Raw genomic sequence first — 21,333 nt, 5'->3', positions numbered from 1 at the left:
AGTGAAAATGCTACCACAACATAGTCGTCGGAGTGCGAGGCTTGAATGCTGCCTGTCTTACTCATAGTAGTAGCCCCACGCATTGAGCTCTGCATTCCCAGTGATGATTGCTTTTACGACGAGTTGTGTTCCGACCGGTTGACTGGAAATATCCGTTAACGTTTGTGCAGGAACGTCTGTCCAAGTGTTTCCACTATCCCGAGATGCCTGGTATTTGATGTTTCCACCATTAACCGTCTCATCTCCGACAATCACGATTTTATTTGGCGGTGTAGTGGTTTTCTCGGGTTTGGATTGTAGATGATTTTGGTCTACGGCCTTTTGTAATCGTAATTCCTGAATTTGAGTCGCACCAGACCCGTATTGAGAAGAGGTAGAGTAGAATCGATAGTATTTATAAGGTTTGATGTTCTCAGTAGGAATAGTAAATTCATTGCCTTCATATCGAGTCCAAACATAGCCGGAAACAGAATGGAGCGTATCCCAAGTCGTATTATTATTGGAACCTTGCAATTGCCAGGTAGTAGGAGCGTAATTTGCGCCTCCAGATAAAAGATATCGATCAACAATCTGTCTGTATTCACCCAGGAAAATTTTGATCCAATGATGTCCACCTGCAGTTGTGCTCCAGCCACTTGCTAAGTTGAGGTCAAACATATGAAACACAGCTCCACCAGTAACACTGTCTGCACTCACAATAAAAGGGGCGGGGGAGTCGTTTGCAGTCATGGGCGGTACAATATCTACGATTCCAGTAGTGTATTTTTTTTGAGTATGGTCATAGACAGCTTGGCTATTCGGGATATCTATACCAGATAGATCTGTGAAAGTATCGACAACCATGTTTTTTAATCCATATTTTGGCGCGTTCATGTAAGTGATTAGCTGGAAATTTGTTTTTAGTAGATTGGTTTCAAGATCGATGACTCGTTGGGGGAGGTTGGGGTCTGCTATGGAGGGGTTCAATAATAAGTTGGCGCTTGTTACAGTGAAATCTCGGATAGAGGGGGTGTTTGATTCGCTAGCAGGAGAATGGAGAATCGTACGGACTCGAAGATCGCTGTTGATTGGATTGGCAAATTCAATCTCTTGACCCAGCTCAGCAGTTTGCCAAGACCCGCCACCATTGTTGCTCACTTCCCAGAGGATTTCTCCGCCATCGAGAATTTGATTGGCAGTAAGTGTAACACGAGAAATGGGGGTAACAGATGGTAAGGTTGATGAAGTATACGTTTGTGTGATTTCTCCTGCCGTTCCGCCTAGTGAAATACGATAGTTTCTAATTGTAGGGGAAATTCCGAAATTTGGTGACTGCATCTTTATCTTCATGATTAACTTGTCTGTTTTATTTGGAAGGGTGAGTTCCTCACCGAGTACCAATGGAAACCACGAAGCACCATCAGGGGAAATCTGGAAAGTTACAGAGGTAGGTACGGTATCGTAACGTAACATTTTTATCAGGCTATAGTAGCTTGAAGAATACTCGGTCGTATTTAAGACAATAGTTAGTCTCCCTTTTCCGTCAATACAGCCAGATACTCGTGTTGTATTGGTCCCGCTTTGAATGAGTGTGTCCGGTTCCACAACTGATAAAGTAGCTAGATCAATAGAGATAAAACGAGTAGAGCCAACCGTTTGTTGATGATAAAATACCCGCATAATATTGTCTTGTAACACAAATCCAATTGGTAAAGAAGGATCAATGGCCATGAATCCGGTCAAGGAATAAGTGGTGGATGATCCCGTTGACAAGTTTAGGCGGTGTACAACCGGAGCATTGTTATCAACGCATAAGATAGTCGTAATACCCGTTGATTCATGGTGGGTTGCGTTTAACCATTTACTTGTGGCTTTACCGATCGAAGAGAAATGGGTTGGGTTTGTTCCATCATAATTTAATCGAAGAGCTCTTACCGTGTTATTGCTGTAACCTCGTATGATGAAACAAAGATAGCCTTTTGTACGGTCTTCTACCATTACAGCATTGTCAACTCCCGTAGATGGGGTGAAAGTTTGTGAAGTAGTAGGGATGAAAAAGGTACCATCTGCATTAACGCATCCGTAATAGAGATTAATTGAATACCCCCACGAGTACCAAATCCGGTTGTTTTTATCGACATGGAGTTTTAAAAATGGAGTGTAGGAGTTAATGCTAGTGTTTCCTTTTACAGAAATGGGAGATAAAAAGGCTTGAAAATCAGGCTTAATTGAAATGATAAATCCAGGCATGTTTGTTAAGGCTGCTGCTATCCATACATTGTTGTTATGGTCAACTACTGCATTCGTAATGCTAGAGACTACATAGTAACCAGTTCCTCTGTACGAATGCAAATACCCTTCAAAGGCAACGGAATCATCTGAATTGGTTACAACCGCATAAATTCCTTCACGGTCGACAGAACTGATAACCCAAGTCCTGTTTAACCGATCAACTAAAATGGTGGGTTCTAGGTGAGAGAATTTTGACGCCATCTCCCCGGTTACTTTTTTGGTAGAGATGACGCCTAATGCGTTAGGAAGTAAATAGTCTGATTGAAAAGTTAGCTTATCAACTCCTACTACTGGGAAAGGAGAAGACACAACGACTCCTTCAAGGGTGTTACTCAATCTTACTAATCCGTTTTCAATGTCGAAGTTAACGCCGTAAGAATTGATTTGATCAACAGCGCTCAAATCTGTGAAATTCTCTGTAATGGAGGGAATTTTAGAGGTACGTACACCGATGGTTGAATACCATGCAGTTGTTTTCTCAATGTCAACCTTTGGTGAAGTAAATGTTTCCGTGTAGGTCCGAGATACGGAACTACGATATTTCTCTAGTTGGCCCACTCTTTCTGCCAGAGTTGGATCGGTTCCAATTGCTGTGATCCCGTCACCCGTTCCGATAAATAATTCTTTGGTATCTGTGGTGAAAAGAGGTTCTCCCGCCGCTGCAGCGGAAGGGAGATTATTTTTTAGACCTCGTTTGAATTTGATTGGCAGTGTCATTAGAATGTGCCTCCATCTACTTCTGTGATCGTGGAGCCATTGCTACCGCCAGTGCCTACGTTTATCTTGTAATCTCCATCTGAGAGTAAAAGTACTCGGAGATTGGTATTTCGATTATACCCGTATTTGTAATCGACTCCGGGCATCGACATGTCCCAGGAATCTAGTAAGTCGACATTCATGGTCAATGAGTCTAGACATGTTTCATCAGTGGATGAAGACTGTTCGAAGTAGAACGCGCATCGCAAGTTTCTAGCTTGGCCAATCTTCTCGTCCCATTCTGAGATGCCATTGAAATCGTCTATTGTCATTGCTTTTACTTTGAAATCAATGGGGTTAGTAACATCAACTGTTGTCCACGAGCCATTTTTTTGTTTTGCTTCCCATGTTGTTCCACTGTCCGTACTTATTGCGACTCTTAAAACGCCTTTCTCTGTACCTGATAAGGTTAAAGAGTTGATTTTAGCTACGCCAAGAAAGCTAGTATCATTTTTCATTTTCACTATTCTTGGTACAGGAACTCCAGTGAGATGAGCGACTGTTGGTTCTTTTTTAGGTTTCGAAACAAGGATTTTGAGGTTGGATGTGTCTTTTAAATCTTTCAAGTATGGGGCGCATGCACTGAGATCAAGCATGCCTTTATTTAGAAACATATCGTCTGTGGGGGGAGTCGTACCAACGGTTTCCCAGCCGGAAGAAGTGTACGTTTTCACGTCTGAACCGTCTTGTACGAGGAATCTATTGTTTATTGACTCAATCAGGAGAACCGGACGGAAGCCTCTACCTGGGGTTGTAAGATCTGTTGATCCAGATGTCCAGTTTGTGAGACCGTTATAACCTCGAATCACGCGGGTCTTTGAATTGGATTGATCAGTTGTACTGGTCCATGAACCGTGATTTACATTATTCCAGATCTGGTCATCGGTAATGTACTTATCCCATTCGTTGTCTTTATCCGATGCATTTACTCCACCTGTCGGCAGTCGCAATGTTATTTCTATATCAGAGGATGTGAATAATTGGGCAGTATAAAAGCCGACATAATAATGTCCGTTCCACACAAAACGTTCTGATACTCTGATCCGATATTGTGTGTAAGCTTTATCATTATTGAATGAGAAGGTCTTTTTAAGACCGTGCCAGCTTGATACTTCATTTCCATTATGCAAGATATCCCATGAAGTTCCGTCATTAGAAGCTTCGAAGACCCATTTTTTCGGACTGTATATAGCATATAGATCATACGAAGTAATGATTGTTGGCGTTGAATACTCGATCTTTAACATCTCTTCTGTTCTTTCAGTAGCAGCAGTACTTGTCCAGTACGTAGTCTCTGATCCATCAAAAGCCTTCCATGCCTGATAACTTGCTGTGTCATACTCTGTTGAAGCAGAAACGTTACACACGGCAGAAGAATACCCAGACAATCCTGGAATGGTGTGCAGGCTTTTTATTGACAGCCCGCTTCCGCTTGCAATTCCTGCTGTATTTAAGGCATCCCATGAAATGATCTGGATATTGCGGTCAGCCATCAGCAATTTATCACCTTTGTGATTTGTACCGTACATAATGAAATACCCATCACCATTTGCACTTGTTCCAGAAGCATTGGGAAGAAATCCTGACATTTCTTTTCCGATCGATATGGTTCCGAACGCACCAGCAGGTGCCAAGTAGTTCAAACGAATACGTTTTCCTACTGTTAAATCTTTAACATCTACTACTTCATCAGGGTGGAGAATCCTACCATTAGCATCAATATCAACGGCATCAATCTGTATGTTCTTCACGTTCACGTTATTTGGGTCAAAACCAATCCTTCCTGCATAGGAAGGAACTGTAATCTCTACAGTATGCATTTTATTCTCTAACCCTATTTTTTCGTACTGTAAAGCTTGAAACTTTAAATCCCCATACTGACTGAATGTTTCAGTTACACCATCAATAGTTATTGGAACATTAGGGAATTTGTTCTGGTACATGTTACCTATAATTCTGATTCTAGTGCCGATAAAATTAAATTTTATTTTAAAATCTGCACTTGTTGCATAGTTGGAGGCCCCACCATAAAAGCTTTGATTTGATTCTCTTACGAAAGTCCCCAAGTATTTTATAGATGGATCACCGTCGTCATACCTTTTCCAACCTTGAGCTGGTGCAGTTAATTGAACGCCGATAGGAAATTCAATAGACCCTGTATCATCAATATCAATTGAATCAATTCCAAGATAATCTGTCCCAGAATACAATTTCAGCTCAACACGGTGCTTACCTTCAGACAATCCCATTTTTTCAAATACGATGACTTGTGAAGTATTGGAAGCACTTCTTTCACTAAATGTATGTGCGACCCCATCAATCGTGATCTTCGCATCTGCCGTGAAGTTGTTCCAGAAAAAAGATATGATACGGATTTTTGTTCCTACAAAGTCAAACGTTGCCGTGTCTCCTGCTGTTGAAGTGTAGGTATCTGTTAATTCATAACTACCTGCATATCCTGTTCTTTTCGCCCATGTTCCATTATATGCAATAGACGGATAAGTGTTATCATACCGCTTCCATCCTGCCTCTGGTACAGCTAATTGATCTCCAATTGTAGCCATGTATTACACCTCCCTATATTCAAATACTGGACGAAAACCTGTACTCGCATAAGCAATTGATGTTTTACCCATCCCTAAACCCTTCCATATTGGGAAATTATCCTCACTTCCCCTTCCAACTCGCCAAGTATTGTCTTGAACTTCAATAGTTCCTGTACTTGATATACGAGAACCTGTCATAGTGGTATCTTGCGTAGTTGTAAAACGTACTTTGTAATGAAATACATCATCTACTGTATATCCATCTTTTATCATGCTTTGAGGAAATCCCATTAAGTACTTATCATATTCGTTGTTCACAGGAAAGCATGTTCCATTGCTCAATCTGGCATCTAAGGTTTTATTTTCATTTGTATCTGCATAAGCTACTCCACCTGAGAGAGATCGGAGTGTACCTGAAATATTCTCACTCGAAGCATAGCCTTGTGAGATATTCGAGCTTGTACTAAACGAATAGGGATTCCCTTGTATCACCTTCCCTGTATTCAGGGCATCCCAAGAGATGGAGTGTTGACACACCCTATCAGCGATCAGCAATCCTTTGGCAACTTTCACAAAATAAAATAATTTGGAGTTGTTAGTAGTGGACTCTCCTGTTACTGGCTTTTCTTCAGCCGTAGAGAAAGTATCTGTCCCTAACCCAACTAATATCCCTGCTGGACTATCAGTCAAGCTTCCACTAGTTCCGTGGAAGGAGTACCAACACTTCACGTAGTCACCGATTTGCATATCTGAAATTTTTGTTCTTAATTGTCCGGTTGTTGCTGGAATTGGCATTTTTGTCACCTCAACAATTCATTGAACTTTTCTTAATGCTAAATTGCTCTCTAATCAGAGACATATTCAATTCACCTTGATTTTCTCTATACTCAAAAATTGATTCGCATCAAGGGTTAGCGAATACACACTATTACCAGATGGAAGCATTGCGTCTTCTGTCAATTCAATTGAGTAGTCGGTTTTAAGCCGTAATGTACCATCCAACTCCATATAATGGTCATGATCAAAGTTTGAGGCCTCGTTGCTAGAAAAGGATGCAATTTCGTGAGTGTAAATTTGTTCACCGGGGGCAAATTTCAGAACCTCAATAGGGGGTAATTTATAGTTAGAAGTGTAGGGGATGGTGATATTTACTTCTGAAGGAGAAACAGGAGATGCGATAACGCCATATTTCTCTACTTGGATCATTCCAGGTACGTTACCCCCTAAACCACCTCCTACCGTATCTGTATAGGTAGGGAGAGTGTCTTTGTCATACCAAATGCAGCCAATACTGTTTAGGACTGCTTTATCACTAAGGTTGGCTCGAATGACAAGAGAATTACCCGGTAGGAAAGTGCTTAAGTCCACCAACTGATTCAAAGGAAAACCAGTTGTGAACGTGGTTCCTCCATCGAATGACAAATCAATGCTGGCGTTACCCTCATACTCTGCATCCAATAAAAGATGGGTCGGGGCTTTTGCCAATGGAATTGCCTTGGAAACCATAACAGGATTTTTATCAGATGCCTGCAATATTTGTATCTCAGTGACGGTCATATATGAACTTTTATTCCAGACAGTTACTTTGACTTCATTAATGAGATAGTCTAGGTTGATGGGGTAGTGCCATGAACCGTCACCATGGACGCCTTTATCGGTCTTAGAAGCAAGATTAATCCTTGGGGTAACTGCTTCCCATTTACCTGTTGATGGATTTTTTACAAAAATTTGATGATCGCAGTAATCGTGTCCGTTTTGTCCTAAACTACCATTCATCCAAAGAATGATTTTATATATTTCTACAGGTGTTACCCATTTCATGAATAAGTCAGCACTTGTACTACTATGAAGCCAGTAATCGGTGTATCCACCTGGTGTTGCAATAGCATTATCGTCTGCGATTTTTTCAACGGCATAGGTTGGGGAAGTACTATTTGATTTGTAAGGTCTAAAACCGGTGCTACTATTATACCAATCTCCAGTAGATGAAGCGGTTTGCACACCTAGATCCTTCCAGTTGAAAGGTACTCCAGCAGCTTTGATAAACTTTCCATTTCGTATTTGAAATGCTTCTGACTTAGATTCATCGACCCCAGATGAATTTACAAAAGCGTCTGCATACAAATTATGCCGAACCGACGCTCCCTGATTCGTATATTCCAAAGTGCGATAAGCATTACGCAAAATATTAGTAGCTGCCACGATGTCTACTAACGGTTTGGTACTGCTTTGATCCCGGCCTCCCCCTTCTTTACCTGGCATCTCAATAAGCATGCTATCGTCATACCAAGTAAACCCTAAAGATTTTAAACTGCCTGTAGCTGGAATGTTAGCTCGTAATTGGAGGTTTGTACCTTTTAGTGAAGAGGTATCGAGTAGCTTGTTTAAATCGATGTTGTTTACCCAAGTTGTTCCATCAAGGGTTAGGTCGAAGGTGACCGCGTCAGTATACTCCGCAGTCGTAATAATCTTGTTTGGTGAGCGGCCAACATTAATTGCCTTAGTCACGAGAGTAACCGCGTCAATAATTTCATAGAATTTAATCTCGTGCCAGCCGGTATAAATTACCGGGTGTGCACTACGATAACTGCGAAGCTTGGCCAGGCGGTAATAACGGTATGCAGAGGTATTCGTAAAGCTGTGTTCTAACTCTGAACCTGTGTTTGCATGAGATCCTGCGTATAAATCTGTCCAATTCGTACTGTCTTGTGAACCTTGCAGAGTAAACGTGGCAAGACTGTACTGTCCAGCTGAGATTCCAATAGCTCGTATTGCGAGCTTAGTAATAATTTTGGGGACGAAAAAGTCAATTTGCCACCAATGACCTTCTGCCGGAGGAGTCGCTCCATCTGTATAATAGGAATCAGTTAAATTTCCGTTGATTCCCATCCATCCAGGGTAACCAGATGTTTCACTAGACGAGGTTACGTGATAAGGGGCGGGTTCAGTTGGACTGGACATGATGATGTTTGTATTGTAAAGCCCGGGTGAGACAGTACCATTTATAATGGCAAAAGAAGACGACTTTTCGATATCAATTCCTGAGGAATCGCTAAATACATCTACATACATGTTGTTTTGACGATAGGCCGATCTGTTATGTGTTTCCGCATCACGGAAGGTATTCAGCAAAATATTGATTGGGGGCTGTAAATCAAAGGAGCTGCTTGAGGCTCCCCCATTATTTCCTCCGCCACCTCCCGTACTAATCTTCCCTTGCATATCATCCAACCGAGCTTTTAGACTGGGAAAAGTCTTCCCATCCCGATCCCGGCGTGCAGCGACCACCTCGGCGTTCGGGTTAGAGGATACATCGCTTTGCAGCTTCAAAATGGCTTGGTCTTGCTGCGCGTTTTTTTGTTCGACTTGTGACAGACGGAGATCTTGCGCCTGATTTTTCGCTTCTGCCGCACTGACCGTTGATGATAACGTATTCAGCCGCGTTTGAAAGGTAGAAACATCACTTTTCACGGCATCAAGCTGACGATCCTGTTCATCATCTTTGTCTTTTAGCTCACGGAATTTATCCTTTAAGCTCGGTTTATCTTCTCTGGCATCATCCAGCTCCTGGAGGTAGGAGTCGATTTCGGCATGGGTACGTTTTCCCTTGTTGGCCAACTCTTTATGATCGAGGACGACTTCGGTGCCTGCTCGGGTGATTCTGACCGACATACGTTCAGCTCCTTTTTGATTTATTTGGTATAAACGGCGGACAAATTGAGACCGAAATGGACATGCGTCGTTTTATCTATGAGGGATGGATCGGTTTCTCGGGAAATCCGCGTCCAGAAAACTTGTTCATTTCCTGCCGCAGTATCTGGCAGGGTGAAGGAATCGCCCCACGCGCCGGGCACACCGTTTTTGTCTGTGGCGACATCTACAAGCCGCTTGTACTGATCGGTACCTGCATAGGAGGTGAGAACACCTTGGATACCCGTAAAAGTTCCATGACGCATCGTATTTCGGGCGATCATTTTCACTTCTTTGTACTGGCCTTGGAGCATATGACCGAGAAATTCCTCTGTGTTGTCTTGCAGAGGGACCTCATTTCCTTCGCCATCGATAAAAAAGAGGGTGGGAGAAGGGGAAAAACTGTATTCGTCCCCACCCCACATTTCCATCTGGTCGCTGGAGCTAATGGTTGTTTTTCCGTCTGCCTCAATAAAACGGAGGGAACCTGTAAAAGGAATAGGATGCTGGGTCATGTCAAATTGAATGGATGTTTGGCTTGTCCGACACGTTTTGGAGTCGATAGGAGCTCCTTTGGAATCGAGCAGCTCCACGCGGGTGCCGGGGGAAAGGTTTGAGACAGTGAGAGTGGGGAGGGAGAAAACGCGGACGTGTTCCATGTCCAGATAGTCATCTGTTGCGTTGCTGTTGAGAAACATACCGATTTTGGGAGCGAGGCGATTGAATTCTTCTGAGCCGATGATGTTCCAGATGGCTCCGTCTTCGGACCAATAAGCGGTGTAGGTATTGTAGTCGCGTACTAACCGGAGCCAGGGGAAGGTTTTCGCAGTGCCTTGCGATGCATCGTAATATTCTTCGATGCGGAAAGAGTCATTGTGGTTTATGAAGACAGTCAATCCGCCTGTGCTTCCGGAAGCTTTTGGATTGTATGAATTTTTCATATCGAGGACGAATTGCTTTACGGGTGTCAGTGAATCTAAAAAGAGTTGAAGTGGCTCAGCTCCGCCTTTTAAACGGAGCGAGCCTGGTGCGTCTGATAGCGACCACCTTGAAGAATCATTTGGTGCCATGTTCCACTTGGAATCTAGGGTAAGAGAATCGAAAGGATCCTCGAAGAGAAACCCCGATTTTCGCAGAGAAACCACACTCATAGAAGTACCTCCTTACGTAAATAGCCATATTCGTTTGCCAATCACACATGCCTCAGGGCGTTGTTTCCAGATAGCGAGCAAGCATTTGATCAGTGCTTCGACGCATTTGTCTCCACTGCCGGGATCGCAGTAGGGGGTGACGAGAACCTTGTCGCAGATCCAGTTGGTTAGTTTGATGTAGTCTACTTCGCAACCATCCCAGACTTGTCCACTGCTTTGTGCGATGAATTTCCACTTATACGTATGTTTGCCTGCTTCGACAGGGTAGTAGTGATCATAGAAGCCGCCTTGTTGCGTGAAAGTGTCCATTAATACGTTGTCGATATAAAATTCGAGCTTGGAGTTGAAAGGTTCGGGAATCAACTCCCATGTTTCAATAGCTTGGAAATCCCTCATGCGGAATGTTGTTTTGTATTCTTTTCCGGTGACGGCGCTAGTTGTGCCTTTTTGTTCGGTGATGAATTCAAAGCGATAGGAAGGGGTAGGGGTAGGTAGGAGAGAAGCGAGACCAAAGGATTGCTTGCCTTCTTCCAGAAATGTTTGTGAATGTATCAAAGCTCCGTTTTGTCCATACACGTTTAAATACATCTTGCTTCCGTTGCATCCACCCATCCAAACAGCCGTGTTTTCGGTCACCTTGAACCCAATGACGGTACAGGATGACTTTTCGAGAGGCTTCACGTCTTCCAATTGCACATGTGCGTCCGATAAGGAAACCATGTCGTCGCATTTCGTTAAAAATCGATAATTCACTCTATACCTTTTGGCTTCTGGGGTATTGTTGCTTAATGCAACTTCGATTAATTGCTCGTCATCACCATCGTATTCATCCTCGGAGATCAATTCGTCGGAATCCTCGTCATAGACTCTGACACGCAATCTCGTGTCTTTGCACAAACGAACAGGATCAGGGCTTTCCCATACTTCGATGGCATCTAACCAGCACCATGAGTCGGGTGGGATTACCCATTCTGTAGCAGGTTGGGTTGGAGGAGTTCCCGTATAAGGGGTTTCTTTTTTGGGGTAGTAATGTCCGTTGGAGTCGTGACAATAATCTTCCCATTTCTCTTTGAATTTTCCTTCAGACAATCGAAATGATCCGCCATTACCGTGTAATCCGCCTTTCGTTCCAGGGCCTTTTACAAGTGTATATCGGATTTGATAGGTTTTACCTGGTGGAATGACCACTTGTATAGGATGCTCCCTCTCTGCCTTATTGTAGGAGCTTACACCGTTAAAGTAGGCAGGATATGGTTTACCTATTGATTTTCCTGTGGATTTATCGATTACTTCCATTTTTACTTCTGTCGTGTCATAAATATCCTTTCCCTCGTTATCCCGTTTTGTGGTGGTTATTACTAAGTTATTGATGGCGGCAAACTGAAGATTACTATCCACCTGATCATTATCAGAGTATTCATCCTTAAAGATAAGTCGTAAATACCATTTTTTTACGTCCATTTCATTTCCGGAATTTGCCTTTTTGGTGACGAATAAAGATTTTGACCAATCAATATTTGCATAACTAAGAGAGCTACCTTCATTTTTGACAGAGTCAAATATTACCTCACCGCCACCTTCTGATTTAGCGGATAATATCATCCTAAAGGATGCTCGAGTGCCTGTATATTCTTTACCTAGCTTTGATTTATTTTTTTTATTCAGGTCTCTTACTAAAGAAGCGAAATTAAAACGCAAAGTTATAATACCGCCACCAGAAAAACTGATGACGTGTTCAACCGTGTTCCCTGGAACGATTGAATCTGTAAATAAAACGGGATATCCGTTTATTATTTTCAGATTTGAATCTAGTTTCAATCCGCTATAATCTAGATAAGTTTTTGAAGGGGTGTTATTCGGTATGCCTGTTCCCCCAAAAACTTTAAGCTTCTCGGAATAGGTATAAGAGGCAAAACTAGGAGCAGTCACTTCCCGAGTGACAATTCCGCCATTTTTTGATTGCTCATGTCCCTTATATAACATTTTTCCTGTGATACTACTAGGTAATCCACTATCGTAAAGAGAATAATCTATGTCATGATTCTTAATCCCAGCCTTGTAACATTTTTGTCCCCCTTCCTCCGGGGTAAGTTCTTCAGAGCCGTCAGTACCTCCTGAACCACTGCCTCCAGATCCCGAACCAGATCCTACCTCTACCTCGATTTCTTCTAAATCCTCGTAAACCCATTTCAAGGAATGATTTCCAGTAGAGAGTGGCACTTCCCGATAAAGACCTACGGCTGCTTCGTGATTTTCGTTTCCTTCCCAAATCAGTTTGTTGTTATCATATAGCTTCAACGATTCATAACGACTGTACTTTCCTCCATATTCAAAGCGGACAAAGCCAGGATTCTTCAATTTAATATCACGCAAATAAACGCGGTTTGTGGTTCCATCCTGATCTTTGACCATCAATACGCCATCATCAATATCGCCTGTGTTCGATTCAGGATGATATAGCTGGTAAATGTCTACCCATTTCCAGTTATCCCGAACATCTATGTCTCTGCTCCAACGTCCGTCACCTGAATTGAAGTCCTCTGAAAAGATACGAACGTATTTAGTTCGATCCGGGTCAAAGTCTGTTACATCAATGGCAGGCTCCAGTAAAACTTTCTCTGCAAAATTCAGTGAAGCACCTGGGTTCAGCTTCACTCGATAATCTATTTCTGCTCGATTCTCGGTTGTAGTTGCCATCTTTTTGGTGCGATTATAGTCCCAATCATTAGGGCGATCTACAGAAATATAGCTTCCGAAGCGGCCACGTATTTTTTCAGAATCATCATCGTAATCAAAGTCTGTGTCCTTTTCAGCTCGAAAAGGCTCTTCCGTATAACTGTCTGTCACTCGAAAAGTAATCGTATGAGTGCCTTTGGTAAGAGGGATTTTTGCCGAATGGATCTCTGTGGTAGAGGCTGATACAAGTACCTGCTCCCCGTTTACCAGCACCTCAAGTATTTCAGAAGGACGAAAATCACAAGCATAATCAAATTCAAACCAGCCATCGTCAAAAAGAGTAACGGTAGTAGAAGCATCTCCTGTACCTTGACGGATGGGGTCTTCCATAACCAATGCTTGCCTATTGAAATCGGGATGAGACCATCTTTTCCAAACGTTTACGCCGGAAAATGAGAAGTATGCAGTGTCTGCGTCCAGATCAGAGATAACTTGTGGGTTGTAATGATCGATCGAAAGCGGAGGGCATATTATTTCAACTTCGCCTTTTACGTCGACTGTGGTTTTATCTCCTACGTGGACATCGTAAGTAATGTTGGCATCACTAGATTTGGTTTCAGAATAGTGTTCGTAGGGATCAAGTGACCATGGAGGGCCATGATGAGAAGAGGCGTGACTTCCGTGGAGGCCACTGCTATGCATAATGTTTTGCTGAAAAGTGTCATCAAAAAAGGTGTTAACATCAAATTGATAAGGAGGAGATACTCTCCCCATTTTATGACTCCAAGAAAAGACTCCGTCACATTCGTTGTCTAGTGACACGGAGACTTCTCTCCCATTGATATCCTCGGTTACTTCACCGTTATAGTAAGTCGTCATGATGCTTTTGCTTGATCTGGTCAGCCATTCCCATTTGGGATCAGCAAAAGCCTTATTCCCCAACGTATCCACATCCGGCGGAGTCTGCTCATCCAGGCTCTGCACCACCTCGACGCACTCCACATCCTTGACATAAACCGCATTTTTCCCAAACCGCCGATCACTCATCCGACGTACAAACCAATCAAACTTGTACGTCTGCCCCGGCTTGACGTGAAACTTTGCCTCCTGCCAGCTGTTGCTTTGATTCCATTCCCCGCCAACCTGATTGTTGTTAATAAAAAACAGCAACCCATCGCCAGGAGCGGTGCTAGCCATGTACTTGAAACGAATAAAGCCTTGCTTTTTAAAGCGCCATTGAAAAGTCACTTTACTGGAGTTGCCATGCTTGAGCGTGGTCACATCCAGCTTCATGATATTTTCATTCCCCGCCATCTCATTGGAGCCGATAGAGTGAACCATCTTCCATTCCTGATCTTCTGTCGAGGATACGTAACGGAAAAGGCCGTGAAACTTGTCCGACAGTGGGAGAGTCCGCATATCGAAGGTCGGGACTTCTTTATCGATGGCATCGTAATGATTGAGGTAGTAGCCGCTGAAGTGATGATAGTAAGGAGCTGGACAAACTGGCAGCGAAACATTTTGATGGGTTCCATCTGGCTGCTCAGCGTTTTTTAGGATTTTGTAAATGCAATCTCGTACCATGAGCAAGGCGCGCTGGTAGTCGTTTTTTTGCGGATCGATTTGTTGGTTGACCCACCATTCCAGGCGACGGTACATGTTCCAAAGCGCTTCGCGGCAACGAACCTTGGCGTACCAATTTTTGTCCCGGACAAATTGTTCCATCATCTGATCGATCATGCTTTCGAGAGAGTCGAGATTGACAGTTTGCCAACGACCAATCTGACCCTTGCCGGGATCACCTAGCAGCGGATTCTGATATCCAGCGTAACGATCCTCTGCGCGAGGACGATTGGGGCTGTCCGGATTGTCCGGATGATTCGGGTGGAATGCGCCCTCTACCAATGAGGAGCGCATTTTTCCGAATGTGACGTTGCCCACTGATTTAGAAAAAATGCCAAACGTATGACCCAAAATGATCACCTCTAATCGGTAAAGTCGTATTGCAGGTTATGATCTACCCAGACGCGGATGCGGTTACCCGTTACCCAAACACGCAGCGTATACCATTTCTCTTTTTCCCAGGCAAACGGGTTCATCGGGGTAGAGTACATGGTTGAGCTGCCATTCTCTACTTTGAAAAGCTGCATGGGTCGCGGCATTCCGCTGGCGCTTCCATCACTGACGACGAACATCCAGTAGTTCTGGTCGTTGTGATATTTGAACACGATACCAGCGCTGTCTCCATCTGCGGGCTCATCGACTTTGAAATCGACCTCAAACTGATAGTCTGTATAGGTAAAGTCATTTCGAATGTAGCCGCTCATGCCACTAGAGCCTTTTGTGTGGGTAAATGTGCCTTGGTCGCGATTATGCTCCCATGTACCAGAACCAAAACGAGTCCAGTTGTCTTGCCCCATCGCGAGTGCGTTCCTATCTGTCGCCCATGGGTAGTACGCATTGAATGGATCGTGGGGATCGTATGCTTCTGGAACAGAAAAACCACCTGACCAATGCTCAGGATCGTGTTCAGCTTCGAGTACATCGTTGGAGTAGTCGTAGATCAAACCTTGTCCTATTTCTTCTATACGATCTGCCCAGGCATTCTTGTAGTCGCGGACCGAAATCAATGGTTGTTCGATATAACCTTTTCCGCGATCCAATTGGCCAGCGAAGTATTCCAGGATGACGGCATCTGCGAGTTCTTTTTTACCCATGATTTGGGTGAGAAGTGAGGTAGCACGCTCTTGGTTGTTGGCTATCCAATCCGCGTTCATAACAGCTTGATCTGGTTGCTTGTAGCTGAGGATGGATTCGATCAAATGAGCTGCTGCTTCCGGTTGATAGGCAATCAGTTGCTCATGCAATACCGTTTGTTCCAGCGCGAGCTTGGCATACTTACGCCATTCATCGTCTTGCAGTTCTCCATCGCGGGCGCTTTTTTCTGCCACATCGTATAAATCGACGAGGTAACTGGCTCGTTCATGCGGGGAGGTAGCGAAGAGATAGCCGCTGCACAATTCCGTGATTCTGCTGCGCAGCAGTGCGGTGACCGGCAATTCGTCAAGATCGCTGGCGTGAGCGGATTTACGAGCGGTATGCTCGTCGAACAAAAAGGACGGATCGGGTTCCATGTAACCAAAAGGATGCTCAATTTGCAGCTCGGCTGGACGGAATACATCTTCGCCAACGAGTGTTTCTGCTATAGATGCAGGAGCCGCTTCTAATTGGCTGGCGATTCCTTCTTCTGCGACCGTGGAAGAGAGTAAAACTTCCCGTTTCCCTAAAACTCTGTCCTCTTCAAGATGCGAGATAACCTCGTTCGGGCGGGTGGACTCCCATGTCTCAAAGGAAAGAATCCCTGCCTTTTCTTGCAACGTCTTACTGAAGATGACTTCGGATTCGATCAATGCCTGAACCCGCGTACGCACACCCTCCAAAAATTCTTCATCCACATAAGCCTCGAAAGTCTTGTTGGTCAGTGCCCATTCCATGAGTGCTTCCAAAATGCTTTGACCGTCTGTAAGGCGGGAGGCAAAAATCATGTCGTCCATCACGTGGGAAGGAAATTCTTTAGAGGCGAGGATATCCTCCAAAAGATGAGCGGGCAGTAACCGTAAGATGGTCGCGAAGACCATATCTTCAGCCAGGAGACTTGGGCGTACATTTTCCAAGAGGGCGAAAATGTCATCCTCATCCTGATAAAAAGATGGCTTAGGTGCTTTGCCCCCGCTAAGATCGATGGCGCGTTCCTTTTCCCAAAGATGAGTAGCATGTGTGAGCTGGCGATCTGCGCGAACGTCATCCCTGATAATCGAAGTGGGGCGAGAAAGATGTTTCTTTCCAAGTTCGAGGTGCTGGGGAATCCAGAGCTTACTGGCTTTTTCACGCTGAGAATGAATGAGAGGATTGGGGATAAACAGTTGAGGACTGTTGCGTCGAAAAGCTTGTTCGAGATAGCTCAGGATCGATGCATCTGTTTGAATCGAACGTGTGCCAGTAAGTTGTGACATAAAAATAGCTAAGTCCGAAGCTGCGTCTCGATTACCGATTGTATATTGTGTCATGAGTGTGCCTGGTGATTGATAGGGACGAAAAGCATGGAGTTGAGAGCTAATGATGAACAAATCATCTTGGTACGGACGGAAAGCTGTTGGTGAAAAGGAATCAAGGGAGAGAAGGCGCGTGAAATCTCGATAACCCCAGTCGTGCTTCTGTAAAATAGAACCACCTTGGTGTATGGTTCGGAAGCCTGTGGAAGCCGTATGGATAGCTAAATCTTGCGTAGCGATCCTGCTTGCACGGTGAAGGAAGTGCAGTAAGGCATCATATTGACGGGCTTTCAGATAAGCCCAGTCCATGTCGCGAAGTACCTTCGTCGGCTTTGTTTTAATCCGGTGGAAGGCTTGCACGAAGTGTCGGGTCATCTGGAAGGCAAATTGACGCTCACCAATGGAACGGGACCAATCCGTAAACATGGCATGTTTGTTGTCGCGGATGGATAGGGGAATGGCGGTTTCCACAGTGAGGTTGTGAGCATTCGATCTAGTCGCGTATTCTCTTTCTAACTGCACAAAGAGCAACGCCCAAAACTTCCGCTCAGCTAAGCTTCTTTCCGTGTTGACGAATAAATCAAACGTGGAATTACGCTCTCCCGTGAACCATTCATCTATCTTTTTCCCGGCGAATCGCTCAGTCCGTGTTGCCTTGTAATGATCTTTCATAAGATCAGCTTCTGCGGAAAAGGTACGGTTCGCTCCAGCTGGTGGCAAATCAATATACAGCTCATCCTTATTTACGCGCACGGACATTTGGGCTGGATTGAGCTTTGCCATTCCTGCTGTTTTGATCCGATCTGATAAATGAACGCGACGAATAACTTGTAATGGCTGCTTGATGATCCGGTCAGCATCCAAGGCATCGTCCTGAAGCAAGCTTTCTTTAAGCGGCGAGCGATCGGATACCACGACCAGTTCCATGGGATTGGCCATGCTGGTATCATTCCGGATCATATCCTGCAAAGAGTCTTGAAGATCAGCAGCAAATGATTTCCGATTCGCGAGCAAATAATCCAGCATGACCATACTGGCACTTTGTCCGTAGGGAATATAGACGAAGGAATACTTACGGGAGGGCGAAGTCGTGAAAGTTACGTTTCCTATATAGTTGCGAATAGAAGCGTAGTGGTCTGCAAGTCTGAATTGATAGGCTGCTAGAGAAGAAATCCCGGTCAAATGGTTCACCTCCCAAAAAGAAGGGGGAACACCAGAGATGCGTTCTAGTTTCCCCCTTTTGCTAGCTATACGGTTTTAGAGGGACTTCTTTTAGTAGCGAACTTCCTTCAGGAATGCGACTCCCATTTTTACGTTGGCGGAGTAGTTCATGAAATTCTGCTCAGTATTGTGGTCGAAATAGCGGTAAACTTCCTGTTTGTGTTTCTTAGTCGTGTCGCTCGGATCGACATCAATGATCAATTCATCCAAGTGGAGAATGTTGTTTTTCGAAACAGCAATGCATGCATCCAAGCTGCCGCGGTATCCATCATATCCGTGCACGACATAAATCGGGCTCAAATGGTAACGGCGTGTCCAAGCAGATGCGTTAAAGCCTTGAGGCTCCAGCAGCAATCCAGTATCGCCTAGAGGACCATCCTTATATGCCTTGCCCGGCTGTGGAGCTTGGGTAATGAAGGCAGGATAGTGCTTTTGGAAGCGAATGCCCGATTTTGTCGCTAGCATTTGCAAGGTGTTGTTGCCAAAAGAGGTGTATTGACCATAATCGTGTGGGGCGACCGGAGCAGCAGGCTCAGCAGCGACAGCTCCGGCTGTCAGCATGATGTTTCCAACTACGTCATCCATGTTGTACTTGAATGGCTTGAGTGCACCTACATACAGGAAGCTCTTGCGATAATCTTCAAAGTGAACAGCCGGATCACCAACAGCTACGAGTGAAAGGCGATTGTTCATCACGTTCATGTACAGGTAGACAGGTTTATCAATCGTACGATCTGTCGGTTTGCCATTCACGACGAATTTCTCGTCAGCCCATTCAAAATTGACTGGGTGTCCTTCTGTCGCGAAGGTTTTGGCTGTGGAATTGTAGTCTGCCAATACTTGAACCGTCAAGGAGCTGTGTTCCTTCGGGTTGGTGAAGCCTGGATTGACGAATTTGACATAAAAATCTTTGGTCTCGTTGTTAATCTTGGAGCTACCCTTTAGGACCAGCTCGGAGGTTTTGCCAGAAGCGGTATCTTTTTTGGTGAGATCGGTCATGACTGTCCAGGTTGATTTTTCTTGTGTCTCTCCGGCAGCTGGGTTAAAGGTATAGTTAGTAAGTTGTTCGAATTCAGATTTAATCGTATCCAGGAGCTCTTTAGAAGTGGTGATTTTTTCAATGTATTTAAAATTGGCCATGTGAAATTCCTCCTTTAATATACTTCTTTTAAGATGGCGATGGTGCAATCTGTAGGGTTGGGGGAGTACTTGAAGAAGTTGACAGGGGTATTGATTCGGAAGAACTTGTATACCTCTGTCCAGGTTCCGGCAGCGGGGTCCTTCGGGTCTTTTGGTTCCTCTGTATCTACGACGAGCTCGTCCTTGTTGATTAGATTATGGTCCTCGATTGCTACGACACTATCGAGGTAGCCCCGATAGCCTTCGAACTGGTGTACCAGATAGATCGGTGATGCATGATATTTCTTCGTCCATTTCGAGCTTTGGAAGCCGTTTGCTTCGAGTACCATCTTGGACAGCTCTGGAGGGAGCGTGCCCACTCCATCGTATTTGGGGAGCTGAGTAATGAAGGCGGGGTAGTACGCCTGGAAGTAGACGGAGCTTCGGGTTTGCAGCATGGAGAAGGAGTACATGCCGTTGGAGGTATAGCGTCCCCAGCCCGAATAGTTAGGATTGGTGTCCTGCTTGATGTCGGCTGGAAGGAATCCTGATTTTTCCTTTGTCAAATCGCCCATGCCAACTGTAATTCCAAAATTGCCTTTGTGGTCATAGTCAGCAAAAGGAATGGTTTTCCCGATATAAGCAAAGCTGCTGTAGTAGGCATCCATATCAGGTGAAGGGTCACCCTCAATTACGATTGCTACACGATCATTGCTGATGGAGAGATTGTATTCGACCCAGTAGTCTGGGCGACGCTTCTTGTTTGGTACCCAGGAGACGACAGAGTCGGCACCATAGAAAAAGTGGGAGGAAGGGCTTTTGATTTCCACTTTGTCATCGTAATCGAGTGCCCATGCTTCGTGAGGTGGAGTGTATTTGTCGGTATCATCGGGATTGTTCCATTTGCTGTATTGAAGCTCGGCTTGTTTTTGGTCGAGGATGACGGGTACTTTGCCAGGAATGACGGTACTTTTATCGCAGGCGAGCATGTAGGTATCGGCAGAGTTTCCAACCGGATTTTTGCCTGTGAAGCCTTTGCCGTAGGACACATCCAAGTAGTTGTATTGCTGGATGGGATGCTTGAGCATGACGAAATAATCGTTAGGCGCTTGGCCCGAAGGTACGTCAGGAACGGCTTTTAGGACGACAGTGCGGTCGTAGTGATGGACGGGGTTGGCAATGTATTTGACCATTCCGAATTTGTATAGTGGGGCACTAACGTAAGTGGTGTAACCTCCCGAATAATAGGTAGTCCATTTCGTTTTTGAAAGTAGGTCGTTCCAATCGGAAGGCAATTGTGTCATGATCTTGTACTCGTTCCATTCGACACCAGGTGTAAAAGTAACCCCATCAAGCTCGTATTTACCTTGAAGGAGTACATAGCATTTCTTACCGACAGTGTTAGAGGGATCAGCATCATCGATATTAACCACCAGTAGTCCTGGAACAGAAAGGGTCATATCGTTGCCTTCAGCATCCTTATATCCAAATTCCTTGACTTGGATTTTTTTACCGGACTTTGTATTGCTATTGTTGAGAGTTTCATAGACATAACCATCTTCATCAACGAGCGGAATATCAGCGTACGAGGCTCTTAACTCCCTCAAATCAGGCAACACATAAACCGGATAACTCTTCCCATCCGTATGCTTGTACGTCCCTTGCATATCCGCAACAGTAGTTTTCTTATACGTAACCCACGTATCTTCATTGACTTCAAACACCTTTTCCCATCGGTTCTTCGTATCCGGGATTTTGGCGTTGACGATTTCATCAGCCAGCTTGTTGATAAGCAAATCGGCTGTGACCTCGCCCTCGATCCAAGCTACTTGTTTACTAGGCATCCATACG

Annotated in this window: 11 protein-coding genes; 2 read left to right on the top strand and 9 right to left on the bottom strand. The window is 44.5% G+C overall.

Features of this window, described 5'->3' with window-relative positions:
• Positions 1–57: 57 nt before the first annotated feature.
• From POF51_RS10850 to POF51_RS10825, 6 genes are all read right to left on the bottom strand, one after another.
• Positions 58–2,988, bottom strand: coding sequence for a discoidin domain-containing protein (locus POF51_RS10850; protein WP_271755370.1), 2,931 nt, complete (start codon positions 2,986–2,988; stop codon positions 58–60).
• Positions 2,988–5,591 (bottom strand): hypothetical protein, encoded by a 2,604-nt coding sequence (locus tag POF51_RS10845; RefSeq protein ID WP_069847312.1) that lies wholly within the window; start codon positions 5,589–5,591, stop codon positions 2,988–2,990. Before POF51_RS10845 ends, POF51_RS10850 begins: the two co-directional genes overlap by 1 nt.
• A 3-nt stretch (positions 5,592–5,594) precedes the next feature.
• Positions 5,595–6,368 (bottom strand): hypothetical protein, encoded by a 774-nt coding sequence (locus POF51_RS10840; RefSeq protein ID WP_069847310.1) that lies wholly within the window; start codon positions 6,366–6,368, stop codon positions 5,595–5,597.
• Positions 6,369–6,434: 66 nt separating this feature from the next.
• A complete protein-coding gene (locus POF51_RS10835) occupies positions 6,435–9,245 on the bottom strand; it encodes a galactose-binding domain-containing protein (RefSeq protein WP_271755369.1) in 2,811 nt (936 codons plus the stop codon).
• Positions 9,246–9,265: 20 nt separating this feature from the next.
• Positions 9,266–10,414 (bottom strand): hypothetical protein, encoded by a 1,149-nt coding sequence (locus POF51_RS10830; protein ID WP_069847305.1) that lies wholly within the window; start codon positions 10,412–10,414, stop codon positions 9,266–9,268.
• A gap of 12 nt (positions 10,415–10,426) precedes the next feature.
• Positions 10,427–14,383, bottom strand: a complete 3,957-nt coding sequence (locus tag POF51_RS10825; protein WP_271755368.1) for a hypothetical protein — start codon at positions 14,381–14,383, stop codon at positions 10,427–10,429.
• A gap of 39 nt (positions 14,384–14,422) precedes the next feature.
• Here POF51_RS10825 and POF51_RS10820 point away from each other — a divergent pair, with 39 nt between their 5' ends.
• Both POF51_RS10820 and POF51_RS10815 read left to right on the top strand, forming a co-directional pair.
• A complete protein-coding gene (locus POF51_RS10820) occupies positions 14,423–14,647 on the top strand; it encodes a hypothetical protein (RefSeq protein ID WP_271755367.1) in 225 nt (74 codons plus the stop codon).
• Between the two features lie 54 nt (positions 14,648–14,701).
• A complete protein-coding gene (locus POF51_RS10815; protein ID WP_271755366.1) occupies positions 14,702–14,896 on the top strand; it encodes a hypothetical protein in 195 nt (64 codons plus the stop codon).
• Positions 14,897–15,075: 179 nt separating this feature from the next.
• Here the strand turns inward: POF51_RS10815 and POF51_RS10810 are convergent, their stop codons facing one another.
• From POF51_RS10810 to POF51_RS10800, 3 genes are all read right to left on the bottom strand, one after another.
• Entirely contained in the window at positions 15,076–18,333 is a 3,258-nt protein-coding gene (locus POF51_RS10810; RefSeq protein ID WP_271755365.1) for a family 16 glycoside hydrolase, read from the bottom strand.
• 81 nt (positions 18,334–18,414) lie between these two features.
• On the bottom strand, positions 18,415–19,503 hold the full coding sequence (locus POF51_RS10805) for a hypothetical protein (protein ID WP_069847298.1): 1,089 nt from the start codon (positions 19,501–19,503) through the stop codon (positions 18,415–18,417).
• Between the two features lie 14 nt (positions 19,504–19,517).
• On the bottom strand, positions 19,518–21,326 hold the full coding sequence (locus POF51_RS10800; protein WP_069847296.1) for a hypothetical protein: 1,809 nt from the start codon (positions 21,324–21,326) through the stop codon (positions 19,518–19,520).
• Positions 21,327–21,333: the final 7 nt, after the last annotated feature.

The sequence above is a fragment of the Brevibacillus sp. AG genome (assembly GCF_028369215.1).
GTDB lineage: Bacteria > Bacillota > Bacilli > Brevibacillales > Brevibacillaceae > Brevibacillus > Brevibacillus porteri.
This window is presented reverse-complemented; position numbering and strand designations above follow the sequence as displayed.

Bases quoted from the DNA above. Each gene is read 5' to 3' on its own strand.
- POF51_RS10850 (WP_271755370.1), bottom strand. From the start codon at position 2,988: ATGACACTGCCAATCAAATTCAAACGAGGTCTAAAAAATAATCTCCCT.
- POF51_RS10845 (WP_069847312.1), bottom strand. From the start codon at position 5,591: ATGGCTACAATTGGAGATCAATTAGCTGTACCAGAGGCAGGATGGAAG.
- POF51_RS10840 (WP_069847310.1), bottom strand. From the start codon at position 6,368: ATGCCAATTCCAGCAACAACCGGACAATTAAGAACAAAAATTTCAGAT.
- POF51_RS10835 (WP_271755369.1), bottom strand. From the start codon at position 9,245: ATGTCGGTCAGAATCACCCGAGCAGGCACCGAAGTCGTCCTCGATCAT.
- POF51_RS10830 (WP_069847305.1), bottom strand. From the start codon at position 10,414: ATGAGTGTGGTTTCTCTGCGAAAATCGGGGTTTCTCTTCGAGGATCCT.
- POF51_RS10825 (WP_271755368.1), bottom strand. From the start codon at position 14,383: ATGAAGCTGGATGTGACCACGCTCAAGCATGGCAACTCCAGTAAAGTG.
- POF51_RS10805 (WP_069847298.1), bottom strand. From the start codon at position 19,503: ATGGCCAATTTTAAATACATTGAAAAAATCACCACTTCTAAAGAGCTC.
- POF51_RS10800 (WP_069847296.1), bottom strand. From the start codon at position 21,326: ATGCCTAGTAAACAAGTAGCTTGGATCGAGGGCGAGGTCACAGCCGAT.